General features: G+C 70.4%; 17 protein-coding genes. 14 read left to right on the top strand and 3 right to left on the bottom strand.

Features of this window, described 5'->3' with window-relative positions; translation table 11 throughout:
- Window positions 1–413: 413 nt before the first annotated feature.
- On the bottom strand, window positions 414–2228 hold the full coding sequence (locus ACSQ2B_RS13155; RefSeq protein WP_436051028.1) for an ABC-F family ATP-binding cassette domain-containing protein: 1815 nt from the start codon (window positions 2226–2228) through the stop codon (window positions 414–416).
- A gap of 95 nt (window positions 2229–2323) precedes the next feature.
- Here ACSQ2B_RS13155 and ACSQ2B_RS13150 point away from each other — a divergent pair, with 95 nt between their 5' ends.
- From ACSQ2B_RS13150 to ACSQ2B_RS13085, 14 genes are all read left to right on the top strand, one after another.
- On the top strand, window positions 2324–2788 hold the full coding sequence (locus ACSQ2B_RS13150; protein WP_436050425.1) for a YcgN family cysteine cluster protein: 465 nt from the start codon (window positions 2324–2326) through the stop codon (window positions 2786–2788).
- Window positions 2789–2940: 152 nt separating this feature from the next.
- The gene (locus ACSQ2B_RS13145; protein WP_436050424.1) at window positions 2941–3891 is read left to right on the top strand and encodes a DnaJ C-terminal domain-containing protein; all 951 of its coding nucleotides are present in this window, start codon (window positions 2941–2943) and stop codon (window positions 3889–3891) included.
- 142 nt (window positions 3892–4033) lie between these two features.
- On the top strand, window positions 4034–4324 hold the full coding sequence (locus ACSQ2B_RS13140; protein WP_436050422.1) for a PepSY domain-containing protein: 291 nt from the start codon (window positions 4034–4036) through the stop codon (window positions 4322–4324).
- 27 nt (window positions 4325–4351) lie between these two features.
- Window positions 4352–5050, top strand: coding sequence for a response regulator transcription factor (locus ACSQ2B_RS13135; protein WP_436050421.1), 699 nt, complete (start codon window positions 4352–4354; stop codon window positions 5048–5050).
- A 52-nt stretch (window positions 5051–5102) separates the two neighbouring features.
- Window positions 5103–6449 carry an ATP-binding protein gene (locus ACSQ2B_RS13130; protein ID WP_436050420.1) on the top strand — a complete coding sequence of 449 codons (1347 nt, stop codon included), beginning with the start codon at window positions 5103–5105 and terminating at the stop codon, window positions 6447–6449.
- Window positions 6450–6533: 84 nt separating this feature from the next.
- Window positions 6534–7922: a hypothetical protein gene (locus ACSQ2B_RS13125; RefSeq protein ID WP_436050418.1), complete on the top strand. Its 1389-nt coding sequence runs from the start codon at window positions 6534–6536 to the stop codon at window positions 7920–7922.
- 44 nt (window positions 7923–7966) lie between these two features.
- On the top strand, window positions 7967–9046 hold the full coding sequence (ccmI, locus tag ACSQ2B_RS13120) for a c-type cytochrome biogenesis protein CcmI (protein WP_436050416.1): 1080 nt from the start codon (window positions 7967–7969) through the stop codon (window positions 9044–9046).
- Window positions 9043–9573 (top strand): cytochrome c maturation protein CcmE, encoded by a 531-nt coding sequence (ccmE, locus tag ACSQ2B_RS13115; protein WP_436050415.1) that lies wholly within the window; start codon window positions 9043–9045, stop codon window positions 9571–9573. Before ccmI ends, ccmE begins: the two co-directional genes overlap by 4 nt.
- Window positions 9574–11550 (top strand): heme lyase CcmF/NrfE family subunit, encoded by a 1977-nt coding sequence (locus ACSQ2B_RS13110; protein WP_436050413.1) that lies wholly within the window; start codon window positions 9574–9576, stop codon window positions 11548–11550.
- Window positions 11547–12002, top strand: coding sequence for a cytochrome c-type biogenesis protein (locus ACSQ2B_RS13105; protein WP_436050412.1), 456 nt, complete (start codon window positions 11547–11549; stop codon window positions 12000–12002). Before ACSQ2B_RS13110 ends, ACSQ2B_RS13105 begins: the two co-directional genes overlap by 4 nt.
- 142 nt (window positions 12003–12144) lie before the next feature.
- Complete coding sequence (locus ACSQ2B_RS13100; RefSeq protein ID WP_436050410.1) at window positions 12145–13716, top strand: Do family serine endopeptidase; 1572 nt, start codon at window positions 12145–12147, stop codon at window positions 13714–13716.
- A 123-nt stretch (window positions 13717–13839) separates the two neighbouring features.
- The gene (locus ACSQ2B_RS13095) at window positions 13840–14511 is read left to right on the top strand and encodes a response regulator transcription factor (protein WP_436050408.1); all 672 of its coding nucleotides are present in this window, start codon (window positions 13840–13842) and stop codon (window positions 14509–14511) included.
- Window positions 14512–14518: 7 nt separating this feature from the next.
- Entirely contained in the window at window positions 14519–15919 is a 1401-nt protein-coding gene (locus tag ACSQ2B_RS13090) for a sensor histidine kinase (RefSeq protein WP_436050407.1), read from the top strand.
- A 110-nt stretch (window positions 15920–16029) separates the two neighbouring features.
- The gene (locus ACSQ2B_RS13085; RefSeq protein ID WP_436050406.1) at window positions 16030–17901 is read left to right on the top strand and encodes a PAS domain-containing sensor histidine kinase; all 1872 of its coding nucleotides are present in this window, start codon (window positions 16030–16032) and stop codon (window positions 17899–17901) included.
- On the opposite strand, the gene ACSQ2B_RS13080 is transcribed toward ACSQ2B_RS13085, so the two are convergent.
- Window positions 17851–18360 (bottom strand): periplasmic heavy metal sensor, encoded by a 510-nt coding sequence (locus ACSQ2B_RS13080; protein WP_436050405.1) that lies wholly within the window; start codon window positions 18358–18360, stop codon window positions 17851–17853. The two genes, ACSQ2B_RS13085 and ACSQ2B_RS13080, sit on opposite strands and share 51 nt — an antisense overlap.
- Window positions 18360–18770, bottom strand: a complete 411-nt coding sequence (locus ACSQ2B_RS13075) for a hypothetical protein (RefSeq protein ID WP_436050403.1) — start codon at window positions 18768–18770, stop codon at window positions 18360–18362. The genes ACSQ2B_RS13080 and ACSQ2B_RS13075 overlap by 1 nt, the downstream gene beginning before the upstream one ends.
- Window position 18771: the final 1 nt, after the last annotated feature.

Below are 18771 nucleotides of genomic sequence, written 5' to 3'. Positions count from 1 at the left end.
CCAATAAGGTGATGCCGGCGTCGCGTGAAGCCCCATAGCAAGAGGGCGGCGCTCCGGTCGCCCGATGCGTCGCCCTCTCATCCAGATCCGTTGGGAGATCTGCGTCCCTCAGTCAGGCCGAGACTTTCGTTCGCGGGTCGCCCCGCTGGCGTCCGTCGCATCCGGGTCTCGGAGGGGTTCCGGGTCGCCCTGGTTCCGCTTCCGAGAGCTGGTCCGCTAGGTTTCCCGGTTTCCCGGGGGCGCCTGCGCTGCCGTTCCTTGTGACGTCTTGAGGTTGCGCCCGGACATTTTATCCGGCAAGCGCCCGCCGCAGGCCGACGGTGCAACAGTCTGTGAGCGAACTGTAGACCGCCCGTGGATAGGTCGTAAAATTTCCTGAAATGACAATCGGTTGTCGTTCTCCACAGGAGAGCTCAGCGACCGCCTTCCACCGCCTCGCGCTGTTCCTCAAGCGTCAGCCACTCCTCTTCAGCTGCGCCGAGCTGGATGCGCGCCATCTCCAGCGCGCGGCTGAGCCGTTCGAAGCCGGCCGGGTCGCGCGTGTAGAGCTGAGGATCGGCGAGGCCGGCCTCCAGGGCGGTGATCTTGCCCGGCAGCTCCGCGGTCAGGGTCTCCAGCTCGGCGAGCCGGCGCTGATCCTTGTAGGAGAGCTTGCCGGGACGGGGCGGCGCCGGCTTGGCCGCTGCAGGCGCGGCCTGCGGCTTGACGGCCGTCTTGATCACCGGCGGGGCGAAGAATCCCGGGTTCTGAGTCAGGAAGTCCTTCCAGCCCCCCGGCGTTTCGACGACCCGGCCGCGTCCGTCCAGGCCGATGGTCGAGGTGGCCAGGCGGTCGATGAAGTCCCGGTCGTGGCTGACGAGGATCAAGGTGCCGTCATAGTCCGCCAGCAGATCCTCGAGGAGGTCGAGGGTGTCTATGTCGAGGTCGTTGGTCGGCTCGTCGAGCACCATGACGTTGGCGGGGCTCGCCAGGGCGCGCGCCAGCAACAGCCGATTGCGCTCGCCGCCGGACAGGGTCCGCACCGGCTGGCGCAGCTGGCTGTCGCGGAACATGAAGTCCTTGGCGTAGCCGGCGACGTGCTTCGGCTGGCCGCGCACCAGGACCTGATCGCCGCCGTTGGGCGTGAGAATCTCCTTCAAGGTCGCGTCGCCGGACACCGCCGCCCGCGCCTGGTCGATGTAGGCGACCTCCAGATTGGTCCCGAGCTTCACCTCGCCGGAGTCGGGCGCCAGCTCGCCGAGCAGGATCTTCACCAGCGTGGTCTTGCCCGCGCCATTCGGCCCGACGATGGCGATGCGGTCGCCACGCAGGATGCGGGTCGAGAAGTTGTTGAAAATGATCCGCTCGCCGAAGGCCTTTGAGACACCCTTGGCCGCGGCGACCCGCTGGCCGGAGACGCCGGAGCTGGCGATGCCCATGTTGAGCTGGCCGCGAGCGTCCTTCAGCCGTTCGGATTTGGCTTCGCGCAGCGCGATCAGGCGCCGGCGGCGGCCTTCGTTGCGCGCCCGCCGGGCGGTCACGCCGCGCAGCATCCAGTGCTGTTCGCGCTCGAGCTCTTTGTCGAGCCGGCGAGATTCCTCGGCCTCCTGCGCCTCGATCTTCTCGGCCCAGGCGTCGAAGCCGGCGAAGCCCTCGTCGAGGCGGCGCACCTGGCGATGCTCCACCCAGAAGCACCGACGCGTGACCCGCTCCAAGAAGGCGCGGTCGTGGCTGACGATGAGGGCGGCGGCGCGCGAGGCGGCGAGCTCGGCCTCCAGGACCTCGATGGCCAGGATGTCCAGGTGGTTGGTGGGCTCGTCCAGCAGCAGGATGTCGGGATCTTCGGCGAAGCCCCGCGCCAGCGCCGCCCGCCGGGTCTCGCCGCCGGACAGGCCCTGCGCCGGCTTGGCCGGATCGAGGCCGAAGGTCTCGAGCGCCGCCTCCGCCTCGTGCGGCGCGGCGCCGCCGGCGGTGGCGAAGTCGAGCAGGGTCGCGCCGACGATCTCCGGTTCCTGACGCACGAAGCTGATGCGAGTGCCCGGCGTGATCGTGCGCTCGCCTTCGTCAGACTGGATCTCGCCGGCGATGATGCGCAGCAGGGTCGACTTGCCGGCGCCGTTGCGGCCGACCAGGCAGGCGCGCACCCGGGGCTCGAGCCCGAGGTCGACGCCGTCGAACATCATTTTCGGACCGTCGGCGAGCCGAACGGCCTTCAAGGCGAGGATGGGGGCTCTCATGGGCGGTCTCAGATAGCCGCTTGCGAGCCCCGCGCAAAGGCCGCGCCAATGATCACATTCCTGCATGCCCCCTTGGGGTCCGCGCCCGGCGGGTCTAGATGCTCGGAATGGCGGGCGAACCCTTCTGGCGCAGAAAGACTCTTGAGCAGATGACGGCTCGGGAATGGGAGAGCCTGTGCGACGGCTGCGGCCTGTGTTGCCTGGTCCGTTTCGAGGACGAGGAGACGGGCGACGTCATCCCGACCCGGGTGCACTGCAAGCTGTTCGACGCCCAGGCCTGCCGCTGCAGCGACTACGCCGAGCGGCATCGGCACGTGCCCGACTGCATCAAGCTCACGCCGCACAACATCGAGGCCCTGGAGTGGATGCCGAAGAGCTGCGCCTACCGCCGCCTGCATGAAGGCCGCGATCTGGCGCCCTGGCACCCGCTGATCACCGGCGATCCGGAAAGCCCCCACCGCGCCGGCGTTTCGGTGCGCGGCCAGACGGTGAGCGAGGCCGCGCTCGCCGATCCCGAGGATGCGCTCGACTTCACCGCCTACGACCTTATCTCGGAACGCGGGCGCGGCTGACGAGGCGTCTTTGCGCTTTGGGCTCCTCTGGGCGCCCCATTCGCGGCCATTCGGGATGTTGTAATTTTGCCACAGACGACCTTGCGTGCATGTGACGCCGGACCAATCTACAAGGCGAAGTCTGCAAGAACGTTTGTGAAGGGCTGAGGATTTTGGCGCGCGACCCCTATCAGGAACTGGGCGTCTCCCGCACGGCAAGCGCGGCGGAGATCCGAAAGGCGTTCCACAAGCTCGCCAAGCAGAATCATCCGGACACCAATCCGAACAACAAGGAATCCGAAGAGCGGTTCAAGCGGGTAACCGCCGCCTTCGACATCGTCGGCGACCCCGACAAGCGCAAGAAGTTCGACGCGGGCGAGATCGACGTCGACGGACGCGAGACCGCGCGGGGTTTCGCCGGCGGCCAAGGCCCGTGGGGCGGCGCTCCGGGCGGCGGCTCCACGCGGCGTGGCGGTTCAGGGCCCTTCCAGAACGAGACCTTCGAGGGCGCCGACCTGGGCGACATCCTGGGCGAAATGTTCGGCGGCGGCGGCCGCGCCGGCCGTGGCGGCGCAGGCGGCGGCTTCGGCGGTTTCTCTCAACGCGGCGCCGACGTGCGCGCCCGGCTCGAGATCGACCTCGAGGACGCCATCCGGGGCGGCAAGAAGCGGATCGCCTTCTCCGATGGTCGCACCATCGACGTCAGCATCCCCAAGGGCGCACAGGAAGGTCAGACGCTACGCCTGAAGGGCCAGGGTCATCCCGGCCGGGCCGGACCGGGCGACGCCTTCATCGAACTCACCATCCTGCCGCACCCGATCTTCCGTCAGGAGGGCGAGGTGCTGGTCATGGACGTGCCGGTGACGGTCTATGACGCCGTCCTGGGCGGCAAGGTGGAAGCGCCAACGCCCGACGGACCGGTGACCCTCACCGTCCCGAAAGGCGCGAACACGGGCTCCCGCCTCCGGCTGAAGGGCCGGGGGCTGTCGGACGCGCAAGGCCGGCGAGGCGACCTCTTCGCGCGGCTGACGGTGGTGCTGCCGGAGACGGTCGATCCGGAGCTGGCGGCCTTCGCCGAAACCTGGCGGCAGGCGCGGCCCTATGCGCCGAGACGCCGGAAATAGCCCAGCTGCAGCGTGAAGCCTCTGCGGCGTCCGTTCGAACAGGACCGTCGCCGTCGAGGGAGGGCAGATGACAGAACAGCTGAGCCGTTTCATAACCCGGCATTCAGGCCTGGTTCAGTCCCGGGCGACTAGGTGTGGCCGCATGAAACGCCTGCTCGTGATCATCACCCTGTTCGCCGCGACGGCCGCGCCGCTCGCCGCGACGGCGCAGGATACGGGTCCGCCGGCCCCCGCCTCCGGGCGCCAGGTCTCGCTGTCGAGCGTTATAGCCTCGATCAAGGGGCGTCAGCCGGGCCGGCACCTGAACACCACCATGGGCCAGGCCGGCGGACGGTCAGCCTATATCGTCCAGTGGCAGCTGCCGGACGGCCGCGTCGTGATCTTCATCGTGGACGCCGAAAGCGGCCAGATTCTCAGCCGCCAAGGCGGCTGAGCTCAAACCTGAAAGGGACGCCAGCAGTTGCGCATCCTGCTTGTCGAAGACGATCCGGACCTGTCCCGCCAGCTGAAGCTGGCGCTGGCCGACGCGGGCTATGCCGTCGACCATGCCCCCGACGGCGAGGAAGCCCAGCACCTGGGCGAGACCGAGCCCTATGACGCCATCATCCTCGATCTCGGCCTGCCGAAGGTCGACGGCGTTTCCGTGCTGGAGCGCTGGCGGCGTGAAAACATGTCGACGCCGGTGCTGATCCTCACCGCGCGCGCGGCCTGGAGCGAAAAGGTCGCCGGCTTCGACGCCGGGGCTGACGACTATCTCACCAAGCCGTTCCACACCGAGGAGCTGCTGGCGCGGCTGCGGGCGCTGCTGCGCCGTTCGGCCGGCCATGCGGCGCCCAACCTCTCCTGCGGCGGCCTGAGGCTGGATCCCCGCGCCGCCCGCGCCAGCGTCAACGGCGAACCGCTGCGGCTGACGTCGCTGGAGTATCGGCTGCTGCACTACCTGATGATGCACCAGGGCCGGGTGATCAGCCGCACCGAGCTGGTCGAGCACCTTTACGACCAGGACTTCGATCGCGACTCCAACACCATCGAAGTGTTCATCGGCCGGGTGCGCAAGAAGATCGGCGCCGAGCGCATCGAGACGGTCCGCGGCCTCGGCTACCGACTGACCTGTCCGGACGACGAATCCAGCGACGGGGGCGAGGCTGCGGCTCCGTAGTCTCCGCGCCCGTCTCGACGCCCTGCGGCGGCCCTCGCTCGCGCGTCGGCTGGTGCTGCTCGCCTTGGGCTGGAGCCTGGCGGCGCTGGTGATCGTCGCGGTGGTCCTGGCCTTCCTGTTCCAGCAGGCCGCCATCCGGCGGGTCGACCAGGGGCTGCACGAGCTGATCGACAACCTGGTCCGCTATTCCACGGTCGACGCCACCACGCAGGATGTCTTCGCCCCGCCGCTCACCGACGAGCGCGCGCTGGCGGCCTATTCCGGCCGCTACTGGGAGATCGCCGAGCCGACGGCGGACGGTCAGGTGCGGCCTATTGTGCGGTCCTATTCGCTGTTCGACGCCGTGCTGAAGACCCCGCCGGACCTTGTGGCGCACTTCAAGGCCGCGCCGGGCAAGTCGGTGGCCTACGACACCCGCGGTCCGCTCAACGAGCCGTTGCGCGCCCGGGCCCAGCAGAACTGGCTCCCCGGACGACCCACGCCGGTGATCTTCCTGGCCGCCGAGGACCGAACGGCGGTGGACCGCGACGTGCGCGGCTTCGTCGTGGCGACCGCGGTGGCCTTTCTACTGCTGGGCGGCGGGCTGATCGCGGCGATCGTCGTGCAGGTGCGGGTGGGCTTGAGGCCGCTGTTCGAATTGCGGCGCGAGGTGGCCTCGGTGCGTCGCGGCAAGGCCGAGCGGCTCGCACACGCCTATCCTGTGGAGCTCATCCCCCTTGCCGAGGAGCTGAACGCCCTCGTCGCCCATAACCAAGAGGTCGTGGAGCGTCAGCGTACTCACGTCGGCAACCTGGCGCATGCCTTGAAGACGCCGATCTCGGTGATGCTGACCGAGGCCGGCCAACGTCCGGGGCCGCTCGCAGAAGTGGTCAGCCGCCAGGCCGAGACCATGCGCCAACAGGTCGACCATCACCTGCGCCGCGCCCGCGCCGCGGCCCGGGCCCAGGGGCAGGGCGAGCGCACCTCCGTCGCCGAGATTCTCGACGAACTGGCCCGCACGCTCGAACGCATCTTTCGGGACAAGGGCATGGAGATCGACTGGGACGCCGCCGACGATCTCTACTTCCTCGGTGAACGGCAGGACCTGCTGGAAATCGCGGGCAACGCCATGGAGAACGCCTGCAAATGGGGCCGCGCCCGCGTGCGCGTCCGCGCGGAGCCCACCGGCGAGGAACGCCTTCGGCTGACGATCGAGGACGACGGTCCGGGTCTGCCGGAGGAGGGCCGCGAGGCGGTGCTGCGCCGCGGCGCGCGGCTGGATGAGAGCGCGCCAGGATCGGGGCTGGGTCTTTCCATCCTTCACGAACTCGCCCGCGCCTACGGCGGCGACCTCAAACTCGACACCTCGTTACTAGGAGGCTTACGCCTAGAAGTTGTACTTCCGCGCGCGGAAGCCTAAAATTTCCCGTCATTTGGGAAAAACTTAACCCGAACTGGCCATTCTTACGCTTGGCGGGCTTTCGGCGCGCAGGTGGAGCTACGAATGGCCGCTCTTTCTGAGCGCAAGCTGGAAATCGTTCGAACCCTGGTGGAGACGGCCCCCGACCAGGTCGTCGACGGTCTGCACCAGGCGCTCGCCGAAGCCAGCGGCGACACGGCCCTCGCCAGCGTGCGGCGTCTCGTGGAGACGGAAAGCCGCGACCGTCAGCTCCGCAACATCGTCCTGCTGCCGATCGCCCCGATGTGCGTCGGCGACGGGCGCGACCCGCTGAAGCTGACCTTTCCCGTCCGGGTGATGGGCCTGATCTGGCGTGGCCTGAAGGCCTACCACCCCGCCGTGGTGACCAACGCCGAGCTGGCGCTCTACGACTACCGGCCGGGCGAGACCTCGAACGAGCATTTCGACCGCCTGATGCGGCTGGCCGCCAAGGGGCTTCGCGCCGGCGAACACCGCGAATTCCGCGCCGCCCTCGAGATCTGCGACGAAGCGCGGTCCGACGGCGCGGTCAATCTTCTCGCCTGCCTCGACTTGGGCGGCGTCGTGCGCAGCGCAACGCACAAGCTGCCGGACTGGACGGGCCAGCAAAACAGCGACGCCACCATCGCCGCGCGCCTCGCCTACAAGGACGCCGTGGCCATCTCCGACGACGCCGGCCCGCGGTTCTTCCAGATGTTGGCCGCCCAGCTGCAAAGCCCCTGGATGATCCTGCGGATCGTCTCGGCGGTCATGGAGAAGCCGACCGAGCGCTATCTCGCCGAGACGGAGCTCGGCATGTTCGGCCAGTGCGTTCTTCGCGACATCGAGGACGCCCTGAAGGGCATCGCCGAGTTCGACCTCGACGGCGGCGCGCCAGCCGCCGTTCAGGCGGGACGCCAGGTCGACCAGGTCACCCAGGAGGCGACCGACCTGGAGACCTTCGTCACCCTTTCGCGCGAGCACGGTTGGGGGCAGGCCCTGGTCAAGCACCGAAAATCGCTCGCCTCCATCGTCGAAGGCCGTTTCCGCGAGGCCGAGAAATATTTCGACGAGGCCCTGCCGTGCAGCCGTTCCAAGCTCAAGCGCGTCCGCCGTGGCGTCCCCGACCTCAGCGATCCGCCGGATCCTGTCGCCGTGCGCCGTTGCGAGACCCTGTTGAACTTCGTCGGCGAGGTGCGCTTCAGTTCGAACTACGGCGGCTTCGCTTCGGCGCGCAGCAAGCTCCTCGAAACGCTTGGCGACCAGCTCGACCAGTATGTCGAGGAGCTGATCGACCTGCTGAAGACGGGCGAGCGAGAGCACGAGGCCAACGCCCGGGCCTTTCTCGACGTCGCGGCGGATTTCAGCGGTCTGGTGCGTGACGAAAAGGCCGCCGAGCTGGTGCGCCGCCGCGCCGCCTCGGCCGTCGCTCCGCCGCAGGTCGATCCCGTCGCGAGCCTTTTGACTGGGACCTGACGCGGCGCTCGCACGCGCGACGCATTTCGGCTAAAGCGCGCGCCATGATCGCGTTCTGGGCCGTCGCGGGCGTCCTCGCCGCCGCCGCGGCCGGCCTTGTCCTTTTCCGAGCCGCCCACGCCGCCATGGACGAAGCGGGCGATCCCACGCCCGCCGTCTACCGTCGCCAGCTGGCGGAGATCGATGATCTCGCCGAGCAGGGATTGATGGGTGAAGCCGAACGCCGGAGCGCCCATGCCGAAGCCGCCCGGCGGCTTCTGGCCGCCGCTGATGCGCCGCACGAAGCCTGGGCCGCCCGGCCGAACGCCCGCCGCGTGGTCGTGATCTCCGTCGGCCTCGCCGCCGCCGCCGCCCTGGTCGTCTATTTCGCGGTAGGCCACGTCGGCATGGCCGACCAGCCGTTCGCCGCGCGCCTGGCGTCCTGGCGCGCCGCCGATCCGGCCAGCTTGGACCCGCCCGAGCTCGCCGCCGTGCTGACCCGCATGACGCGGGAGCGGCCCAACGACGCGGAAGCCTTCCATTTTCTGGCGATCGCCCAGGGCGCCGCGCAGAATCCGGCCGAGGCCGTGCGCGCCATGCGGCGCGCCGTGCAGCTGGCGCCCCAGCGCGCCGATCTCTGGGAGCTGTTCGGCGAGGCCCTGGTCGCCGCGGCTGGGGGCGAGATCACCCCGGAGGCGCAGGAGGCCTTCCGTCAGACCCTCGCGCGTGATCCCAAGTCGATCGCCGCGCGCTTCCATCTGGCCCGCGCCCAGCTCCAGGCCGGCGACAAGGCGGCCGGGATCGCCGGCTGGCGCGGCTTGCTTGCGGATCTGCCCGCCGTCGATCCGCGACGTCCGGCGCTGATCCAGGCGATCGCCGAGGCCGAGCGTGCGCCGGCCGCCGCGCCCGGCCTTCCGGAAGGCCAGCTCGCGGCGATCCAAGGCATGGTCGAGGGACTGGCCCAGCGACTGAAAACCACCCCGGACGACCCGCAGGGCTGGGTGCGGCTGGTGCGCGCCTACGCCGTGCTCGGCGACACCGCCAAACGCGACGCGGCCTTGGCCCAGGCCAGGGCGCGCTATGCGGCAAACCCCGATATGCGCAGCCAGCTCGACGCCGCCGCGCGAGCGGAGCCCATGCGATGAGCCTGCTTCCGAAATCTCCCAAGGCGCGCCGCCGCCTGACCCTGGTCGCCGCGATCGCGCCGGTTCTGGCGCTCGCCGTGGGCCTGGCCCTCTGGGGTCTCGGCGACTCCGTCTCGTTCTTCTACACGCCGTCCCAGGCGGCCCAGGCCCGTCCGGCCGCCGGCCGCTCGATCCAGCTGGGCGGCCTGGTGGCCCACGGATCGGTGGTGAAGCACCCCGACGGGGCGGTTGAGTTCACCGTCCAGGACCAGCACGCGGTGGACAAGGTGGTCTTCCAGGGCGACCTGCCGGATCTCTTCCGCGAAGGCCAGGGCGTGGTGGCGGTGGGCTCGTTCCGCCACGACGGCGTCTTCGAGGCCAAGCGGGTGCTCGCCAAGCACGACGAGCGCTACATGCCGCGAGAGGTCTCCAAGGCGCTGAAGGCCCAGGGCGAATGGCGCGGGGACGGGGCGACGCCCAGCTACGGCGCGCCGGCCCCGGCCAGCCCGGCCCAGGGGGCCATCTCGCCCAGCCAGGACGGAGTCTAGATGCTCGTCGAGATCGGCTCCTTCGCGCTCGTCCTCGCGCTCGCCCTATCCATCGCCCAGCTCGGCCTGTCCGCAGCCGCCCGCGTGCGGCGGTCGACGACTCTGGCGGCGGCGGGGGAAGGCGCGGCGGTCGCTGCCTTCCTGGGCGTCGCCGTCGCCTTCGCCGTCCTGCTGCACGCCTTCGTCGTGTCGGACTTCTCGGTGGCGAACGTGGCGGCCAACTCCCACACCGACAAGCCGATGCTCTACAAGGTGGCTGGGACCTGGGGCAGCCACGAAGGTTCGATCCTGCTCTGGTGTCTGGCGCTGACCGGCTATGGCGCCGTCGCCGCGCTCCTGAGCCGCAGCCTGCCGCGCGGCCTGCGCGCGGTCATGGTGGCGAGCCAGGGCGGGCTGGGCGCGGTCTTCCTGGCTTACACCGTCTTCGCCTCCAACCCGCTGGCCCGCATCGCGGCGGCGCCGGTCGAAGGCCGCTCGCTCAATCCGCTGTTGCAGGATCCGGCGCTCGCCATCCACCCGCCCTTCCTCTACGCGGGCTACGTCGGCCTGTCGGTGGTGTTCTCGCTGGCGATCGCCGCCCTGGTCGAAGGCCGCGTGGATGCGGCCTGGGCGCGCTGGGTCCGGCCCTGGACCCTCGCCGCCTGGAGCCTTTTGACCGTCGGCATCATGCTGGGCTCCTTCTGGGCCTACTACGAGCTGGGCTGGGGCGGCTGGTGGTTCTGGGACCCGGTGGAGAACGCCTCCTTCATGCCGTGGCTGGTGGCCGCCGCCCTGCTGCACTCGGCCATCGTCACCGAGAAGCGCGGCGCGCTCGCCGGCTGGACCGTCTTCCTGGCGTTGGCGGCCTTCACCTTCTCCATGCTGGGCGCCTTCCTGGTGCGTTCGGGCGTGCTCAGCTCGGTGCACGCCTTCGCCGTCGACCCCCGGCGCGGGGTGTTGCTGCTGATCATCCTGGGGGGCATGGCCGGCGCGGGCTTCGGCCTGTTCGCCTGGCGCGCGCCGGCGCTGTCGCCGGGCGGGGTCTTCGCCCCGGTCAGCCGTGAGAGCGCACTGGTGCTCAACAACATCCTGCTGGCGGCGGCGACCGCCACGGTCCTGCTGGGCACCCTCTATCCGCTAATCCGCGAGGCGGTGACCGGCGAGGCCATCTCGGTCGGGCCGCCCTACTTCAACCTGACCTTCACGCCGCTGATGGCGGCCCTGCTGATCCTATTGCCGTCAGGCCCCCTGCTGGCCTGGAAGCGCGGCGATGCGGTGGGCGCGGTCCAGCGGCTCTGGGCCGCCGCCCTGATCGCGCTCGGCGTCGGGCTCGCCGCCTACGCCCTGGTCAGCCCGCGCAAGGCCTTGGGCGCGGCCGGCCTGGCGCTCGGCGCATGGCTGATCGCCGGCGTGGTCGCCGAGCTGGTCGAGCGGACCCGCGCTTTCCGCGCCCCCGCCGCCGAGAGCTGGCGCCGGCTGGTGCGGTTGCCGCGCGGGGCCTGGGGCATGACGCTGGCGCACCTGGGGCTGGGCGTCTTCGTCCTGGGCGCCTGTTTCGAGACCGGCTGGCGCCAGGAAGCGGCGGAAACCCTGCCCCTCGGCGGCAGCCTGAACGTCGGCGGCTACCACCTGAGCCTCGACGAGGTGGGCGTCGTCGAGGGGGCGAACTTCGAGGCCGAGCGCGGGCTGATCCGCGTGACCCGCGCGGGCGAGTCGATCTGTGAAGGCGCGCCCGAGCGTCGTTTCTATCCGGCCGGCGGCCAGACCACCTCGGAGGTGGCGCTCTGCTACCGCGGCCTGAGCCACCTCTACATGGTGCTGGGCGAACGGCGGGACGCCGCGGGCGAGCCGGTCTGGCTGGTCCGCGCCTATTGGAACCCGCTGGCGACCTTGCTCTTCCTGGGGCCGTTGATCATGGCCCTGGGCGGCCTCGTCTCGCTCTCCGACCGCCGGCTCAGGCTCGGCGTCGCGGCCCGCCGCCGGGAGCAGCCGGCGTGAAGGCGCGGATCCTCCTGACGGCGCTCGCGGCGGTCTTCTGCATGGCCGCGGCCTCGGATCCGTCGGAGCGGCTCCCCGATCCGGCGCAGGAGGCCCGCGCGCGTCAGATCTTCGAGCAGGTTCGCTGCCTGGTCTGCCAAAACGAGTCGATCGACGATTCCCAGGCCGAGCTCGCCCGGGACTTGCGCCATATCGTCCGCGACCAGATCCGCGCCGGCCGCAGCGACGGCGAGGTCAAACGCTTCCTGGTCGACCGCTACGGCGAGTTCGTGCTGCTCCGGCCCAGCTTCTCGATCGGCAACGCCGCCCTGTGGGGCGGGCCGTTTCTGGTGGTGGCGCTCGGCCTCGCCCTCTTGTTCGGGCGTCTGCGGAGCCGCGTTCGCGAGCCCGAATCGGAGCTGGATGCGGCCGAGGCGGAGCGTCTGCGGCGGCTGCAGGACGGCTCCTCCTGACACAGGAGCGCCTCAGAACCGTCGCGATGCGGCTCGGAGGCTGACCTAAACGTAACTTGAGAGGCTTTTCGCTCTCGTGCATCGAACCTAGGTTGTCGTGGCGCATCGTTTTCCCCGCGTCCCGCGCAAGGATCAAAGGCTTATGAGCTCAAAGAAGACCGGCTATTTCCTGGGCGCCCTTGCAGGCGCGGGCGTGATGGCGGCGGCGGTCGCCGGCGCAGGGGTGCGCCTGCCTCAGGCCCACGCCGACCAGCCGCAGCTGATCCGGGCGTCCACGGCGCCGATCTTCGCGCCGCCGCCCGGCGCGCCGATGTCCTTCTCCGACATTTTCGACCGCGTTTCGCCCGCAGTGGTTTCGATCAACGTCACCAGCCGGGTGGACGCCAGCGCGCTGCGCATCCCCGGCCTGCCTTTCGAGCTGACGCCGAAGGGCGCCCCGGACGACGAGGAGGACGGTGACGAGAGCGCGCCGCCGCAGGGCGGGCGCACCGAGAAGGGCCAGCCCAAGCTTCCGACCCAGCAGTCGGCCGGATCTGGCTTCTTCATTTCGGCGGACGGCTACGTCGTCACCAACAACCACGTCGTCGAGAACGCCGAGACCATCAAGGTCGTGCTGAAGGACGAGACCGAGCTTGAAGGCGTCGTCGTCGGCCGCGACGAGGCTACCGACCTGGCGGTGATCAAGGTGAAGGGCCGAAATGGCTCCTTCCCCTATGTCAATTTCGAGAACGCCGCTCGCCCGCGGGTCGGCGACTGGGTGATCGCCGTCGGCAATCCCTTTGGTCTCGGCGGCTCTGCGACCGCCGGCATCATCTCCGCCTATGGCCGCGACATCGGCGAGACCTTCGTCGACTACATCCAGATTGACGCGCCCATCAACCGCGGCAATTCCGGCGGTCCGACTTTCGACATCTACGGTCGGGTGATCGGCGTCAACACGGCGATCTTCTCGCCCTCGGGCGGCTCGGTCGGCATCGGCTTCGCCATTCCCGCGGATATCGCCGACCAGGTCACCAAGCAGCTGATCTCCGGACGCCGCATCGAGCGTGGCTACATCGGCGCGACCATCCAGAACTTCACCACCGAAATGGCCGAAGCCCAGGGCATGGGCGACCAGCGCGGGGCGATCGTCTCCGATCTCGCGCCCAACGGTCCGTCGCAGCGCGCGGGCCTCACGGCCGGCGACGTCATCGTCTCGATCAACGGCCACGGCGTGAAGAGCTCCTCCGAGCTCACCCGCGAGGTCGCCAAGGCGCATCCGGGCGATACCCTGAAGCTGGAGATCATCCGCGACGGCAAGCGCCGTACGGTCGAGGTTCGTTCGGGCACCCGTCCGTCCGAAAAGGAGCTCGCGGCGAATGAGAACGCGCCCGGCCAGGGCGGCGGCGGTTCGAGCGGCCCGCAGGCGCAACGCGCGCCGGCGGTGCTCGGCCTGTCGCTGGCGCCGCTCGACGACGTGCTCCGTCGCCAGCTCGGCCTGCCGGCCACGGTCCGCGGTGCGGTCGTGCTCAGCGTCGACGCCAGCTCCGACGCCGGCCAGAAGGGCCTGAAGCGCGGGGACGTCATCGTCCGCGCCGGCGATGCGGCCGTCGCCAGCGCTGCGGAAGTCCAGACCGCGGTCGAGGCGGCCAAGCGCGCCAAGCGCCCAAGCGTCCTGCTCGGCATCTATCGCGGCGGTCGGACGCTGTTCCTGCCGCTGAAAATTGGCGAGTAGTCAGGCGGGCCATGCACCGCCGAAGCGGAGTCCGGTTCGGCGTGGCGAATGGTCTGACTTCAAGGTCTTATGAGCATTCGACGGTTCATTCGAACCGCCGGATGCTCTAGCGGGGGGCTGGGTATGCGGATCCTGATCGTCGAGGACGACCTCGAGGCCGCCGAGGCGATGGAGCGCGGTCTCTCCGAGGCCGGCTTCTCCTGCGTGCGCGCCGCCGATGGGGCCTTCGGCCTCGAGGCGGCTCGCGCCGACGCCTTCGACGTCATGATCGTCGACCGGATGATGCCGCGCATGGACGGCGTCGCCCTGGTCGAGAGCCTCCGGCGGGAGGGGAACGCGACTCCAGTCCTGTTCCTCTCCGCCCTGGGCGAGGTTGGCGACCGCGTCACCGGCCTCCAGGCCGGCGCCGACGACTATCTGGTCAAGCCCTACGCCTTCGTCGAGCTGATCGCCCGGGTCGAGGCCCTGGCCCGGCGCCGCGAGACCGGCTCCGTCCAGACCTTGTTGCGGGTCGGCGACCTGGAGATGGATCTTATCGGCCGCACGGTGCGCCGGCAGGGCAAGGACATCGACCTGCAGCCGCGGGAGTTCCAGCTGCTGGAGTTCCTGATGCGCCACGCCGGGCAGTCGGTGACGCGCACCATGCTGCTCGAGAAGGTCTGGGAATACCACTTCGACCCGCAGACCAACGTCATCGACGTCCACGTTTCGCGCCTGCGCTCGAAGATCGACAAGGGCTTCGACAGGCCCATGCTGCAGACCGTCCGGGGCGCAGGCTACCGGCTGGACGCCTAACCCCTAGATGCGCCTGCCGCGGATCTTCCGCACGACGCCGTTTCGGCTGACGCTGCTGTTCCTGGCGCTGTTCGCGGCCGCCGCCAGCGCCTTCCTGGCCTACATCTACATCGCCACCGCCGGCGAGGCGACGCGGCGCACCGACCGCGAGATCCTGCGCGAGATGCGCTCGCTGACCGGGGCGTACGATCGCGCCGGCGTCAACGCGGTCAACCAGTCGCTGATCGAGCGCGCCGCCAGCGAGCGACCCTTTCTCTACCTGCTGATGAGCCCCGACGGGAAACGTATCTCCGGCTCGATCGAGGAGAGCCCCATCGAGCGTTTCGACGGCCAGCCGGCCTGGACCACCTTTCAGGTCTCCGAGGTCGTCGGCGGCCGTCTGCTGAAACATCCGGCGCGCGGCCTGCAGGAGCGGCTCAGCGGCGGCGAGATCCTCTTCGTCGGCGCCGACGTCGGCGAGGACGAGGCCTATGTGGTCAATGTCGTGCGTGCGCTCTGGGGCGCCGGCGCCCTGGTCATCATCCTGGGGCTGGCGGGCGGCGTCCTGGTCAGCCGAAACGTCTCGCGCAGCATGGCCAGCCTGACCGGCGTGGTCGACGCCGTCCGCGGCGGCGACCTCGCGGCCCGAGCGCCGGTGCGCGGCGCCCGCGACGAGTTCGATGAGCTGGCGGCCGGGGTGAACGAGATGCTTGACCGGCTCGAACGCTCGATGGCCGGCCACCGGCACGCCGGCGACGCCATCGCCCACGACCTGCGTTCGCCGCTCACCCGGCTGCGCGCCCGTCTCGAGGCCGCCTACCTCGACGTGGAGGCCGGCCGCGGCGACCCGACCCAGGCGCTCGCCCAGGCCTTGGAGGACACCGACGGCGTCCTGAAGACCTTCTCGGCGGTGCTCGCCATCGCCCGGCTGCAGGCGGCGGGGACCGCCCCTGACCCGACGGCCTTCGACCTCGCCGAGCTCGCCGGCGACGTGGCCGAACTCTACGAGCCGCTCTGCGAGGACAAGGGGATCGAGTTCGGCGCCGAACTCTCCCGTGGACTGACTGTTCGCGCAAACCGCGAGTTCGTCGCCCAGGCCCTAGCCAACATTCTCGACAATGCGGTCAAGTACACGCCCGCGGGCGGCGCCATCATGCTGCGGGTGCGCCGCCGCTCCTCCGGCGATGTCGAGGCGTCGGTGACGGACACCGGTCCCGGCGTGCCCGACGCCGATCGCGCCCGCGTGGTCGAGCGCTTCGTTCGCCTGGAGAACAGCCGCAACCAGCCCGGCGCCGGCCTCGGACTGTCCCTCGTCGCCGCCGTGGCGGAGGCCCACGCCGGCCGGCTGGAGCTGGACGAGGGCCCGGGGAAGGTCGGCGAGATGGGCCCCGGCCTTCGGGTGGCCCTGGTGTTGCCGCGGGCGAGCTGACCGCGACGATCTGCTTTGCCTGCCGTGATGACGGAGTCGCCCGGCGCAGCTAGACTCTGCTTCGCCGGAGACTGACTCGGGCGAGGGACGTCACGGGGGAGCGGCTGCTGTTGGCCAGAAGCGGAAGCGACAGCGCAGCTGCCCGCTGGCCCGCGCTCGCCACGCACGGCGGGCCGCGGTCGCAGACGCCCGCGCCGGATGCGCCGCCGACGCAGCGCTTCGTGCGCATCGCCGTCCTTTCGACGCTGGTCATCCTGGCCATCTACACGGCCGCGGCGCTCGTGCGTCTGACGGGAGCCTCGGAGTCCCATGCCGAGCAACGCCTCTGGTTTATCGCCCCGATGGTGGTCGCCGGCGTCCTCGGCGTCGTCATGCTGTTCGAGTCGCGCCGGGTGGAGCGTGCGCACGCGCGCTTTAACGAGTCTGAGCGGCGTTTCCGCCTGGCGGTGGAGGCGGCGCGCTGCGGCATCTGGGAATGGGACCTCGCCACCGACACCATCTTCATGTCGGACGTGACGGCCTCGCTGTTCAGCTGGCGCGGCGGCGTAGTGGAGGGGCAGAAGGTTCTCGACCGTGTCTGGCCCGGCCATCGCGACGGTCTGCGCGACGCCCTGCGCGCCGCGGCCCTCTATGGTGGGTTTGACGTCTCCTTCCGCGTCCCCAGCCTGACCGGGGGCCGGCCGGTCTGGATCGACGCCCGTGGCGAGGCCTTCGGCGAAAGCCCCGAGGGCGGCTATGCGCGGATCATCGGCGTGGCCCTCGACGTCACCGAGGAACGGCTGGCCCAGGCCCGCGCCCAGTCGGCCGAGGGCCGGCTGCGGGACGCCATCGAGAGCGTTTCCGAAGCCTTCGTGCTCTGGGACCGGCACGACCGCTTGGTCATGTACAATCGCAACTACCGGAGCTTCTTCCGCCTGGACCCGCTGCTGCTGAAACCCGGCGTCCAGCGCGACGAGGTGGAGCGGGCCGCGCGCGGCGCCATGCGCCAGGACGCTCGCGCGCCCGGCGACCGCAAGGGCGTGCGCGAGGCCGAGCTCGTCGACGGCCGCTGGGTGCAGATCTCCGAGCGGCGGACGGCCGAGGGCGGCCTGGTGGTCACCGCCACCGACATCACCGCGGTCAAGGCCCAGGAGGAGGCGCGCCGGCTGAACGAGGAGGAGCTGCGCAAGGCGGTGGTCAACCTCGAGCGTAGCCAGTCGGAGCTTTCGGATCTCGCCCGCAAGTACGAGATGGAGAAGGTCCGCGCCGAAGGCGCCAACCAGGCCAAGAGCGAGTTCCTGGCCAATATGAGCCACGAGCTGCGCACCCCGCTGAACGCCATCAACGGCTTCTCCGAGATCATGCTGGCGGAGATGTTCGGCCCGCTCGGCGACGGCCGCTACAAGGACTACGCCCAGGACATTCTCAACTCCGGCCAGCACCTGCTGGCCCTGATCAACGACATCCTCGACATGTCGAAGATTGAGGCCGGCAAGATGACGCTGAGCTTCGAGCAGGTGACGGTCGAAGACGTCGCCGAGGAGGCGGCCCGGCTGGTCCGCACGCGCGCCGAGGCCGCCGGTCTCACGCTGACGCTGGATCTGCCGCCGCTTCCGGAGATCGAGGCGGACTACCGCGCGGTGAAACAGGTGCTGCTGAACCTGCTCTCCAACGCCGTGAAGTTCACCCCCCGCGGCGGCCGGGTGTGGATCTCCGCCGAACAGGTGAGCGGCGGCATCGTCCGCATCGCCGTGCGCGACACCGGCATCGGCATCGCCGCCGAGGATCTCGCGCGTCTCGCCCGGCCGTTCGAGCAGATCGAGAGCCAGCACGCCAAGACCCAGCAGGGCACGGGCCTGGGGCTGGCGCTGAGCAAGGCGCTGGTCGAGATGCACGGCGGTTCGCTGGGGCTGGAAAGCGCGCCCGGGCAGGGCACGGTCGCCAGCTTCAGCCTACCGGTCCGGCAGGGGAGGCTTGCCGTCCAGAGCGGGGCGGCCGCCTGACCATCCCTCCATCGGCGGACCTCGCCGGTTCTTGCTGAGCGCCTCGCCGAGCTTGCGGCGCTCGTCCACGGGCAGGGTGGCGGCGAAGCCGACGACGGCGCGATCCATCTCCGACCGGGCCTGGAACTCCAGCCTCCGCGCCTGATCGAGGGCGGCGAGCGCGGCCTGGGGGTTGACCGGATCGGCCGTCAGGTCCCGCCAGGCGTCGCGCCGCACCTGGCGCGCGCGCAGCAGCTTCGGCGCGCCGGTCTCGGCGGTCTGGCGGATGGCGGCCTGCCACGCGTCACGCTGCGCGGGGGTCAGGACCTCGCCCAGGGCGACCAGGCGCGGCGGGCCCGACTGCGGCGGCGGTCGGTGTATCGGAAATCCCCGAAGCGCCACGCCGGCGAGCCCGCCGAGAACGAACAGGTTCACGGCTAGCGAGGCGATCAGGGCGATCAGGAGGCCGCGGCGGCTCATCAACCTACCTCCGGAACGGTTGAGACATCGAGGTCCGCCACCGCCTGGGCCGAGGCCTCTGGGCTGACGGACGACGTTCCGCTGAGCTGCACGCCCACCAACAGGCCCGCCGCGGCGACCCCCGCCAAGGCGGCGCTGAGGCCCGCGGGCGCCAGCCACAGCCGCCAGCGCCAGCGCGGGCGCGGGGCAGGCGCGCTGGCCACGATGCGTTCGTAGAGAGCGGCTGAAGCGGTCGCCCTCGGCAGGGCGTCCAGGGCGGCGTCCAGCTGTGACTCGCGCGCCAGCACCGCCTGGGCGAACGCCGGCTCGGCGGCCGCGAGCAGCGCCGCGTCCTCGCGGAGCTCGACCGGCCAGGCGGCGATCTCCGCGCCGTAGGCTTGCGCCAGCGCCAGGAACCTTTCCCTCGTCACC

The sequence above is a fragment of the Phenylobacterium sp. LjRoot225 genome, from assembly GCF_964252855.1.
GTDB lineage: Bacteria > Pseudomonadota > Alphaproteobacteria > Caulobacterales > Caulobacteraceae > Phenylobacterium.
This window is presented reverse-complemented; position numbering and strand designations above follow the sequence as displayed.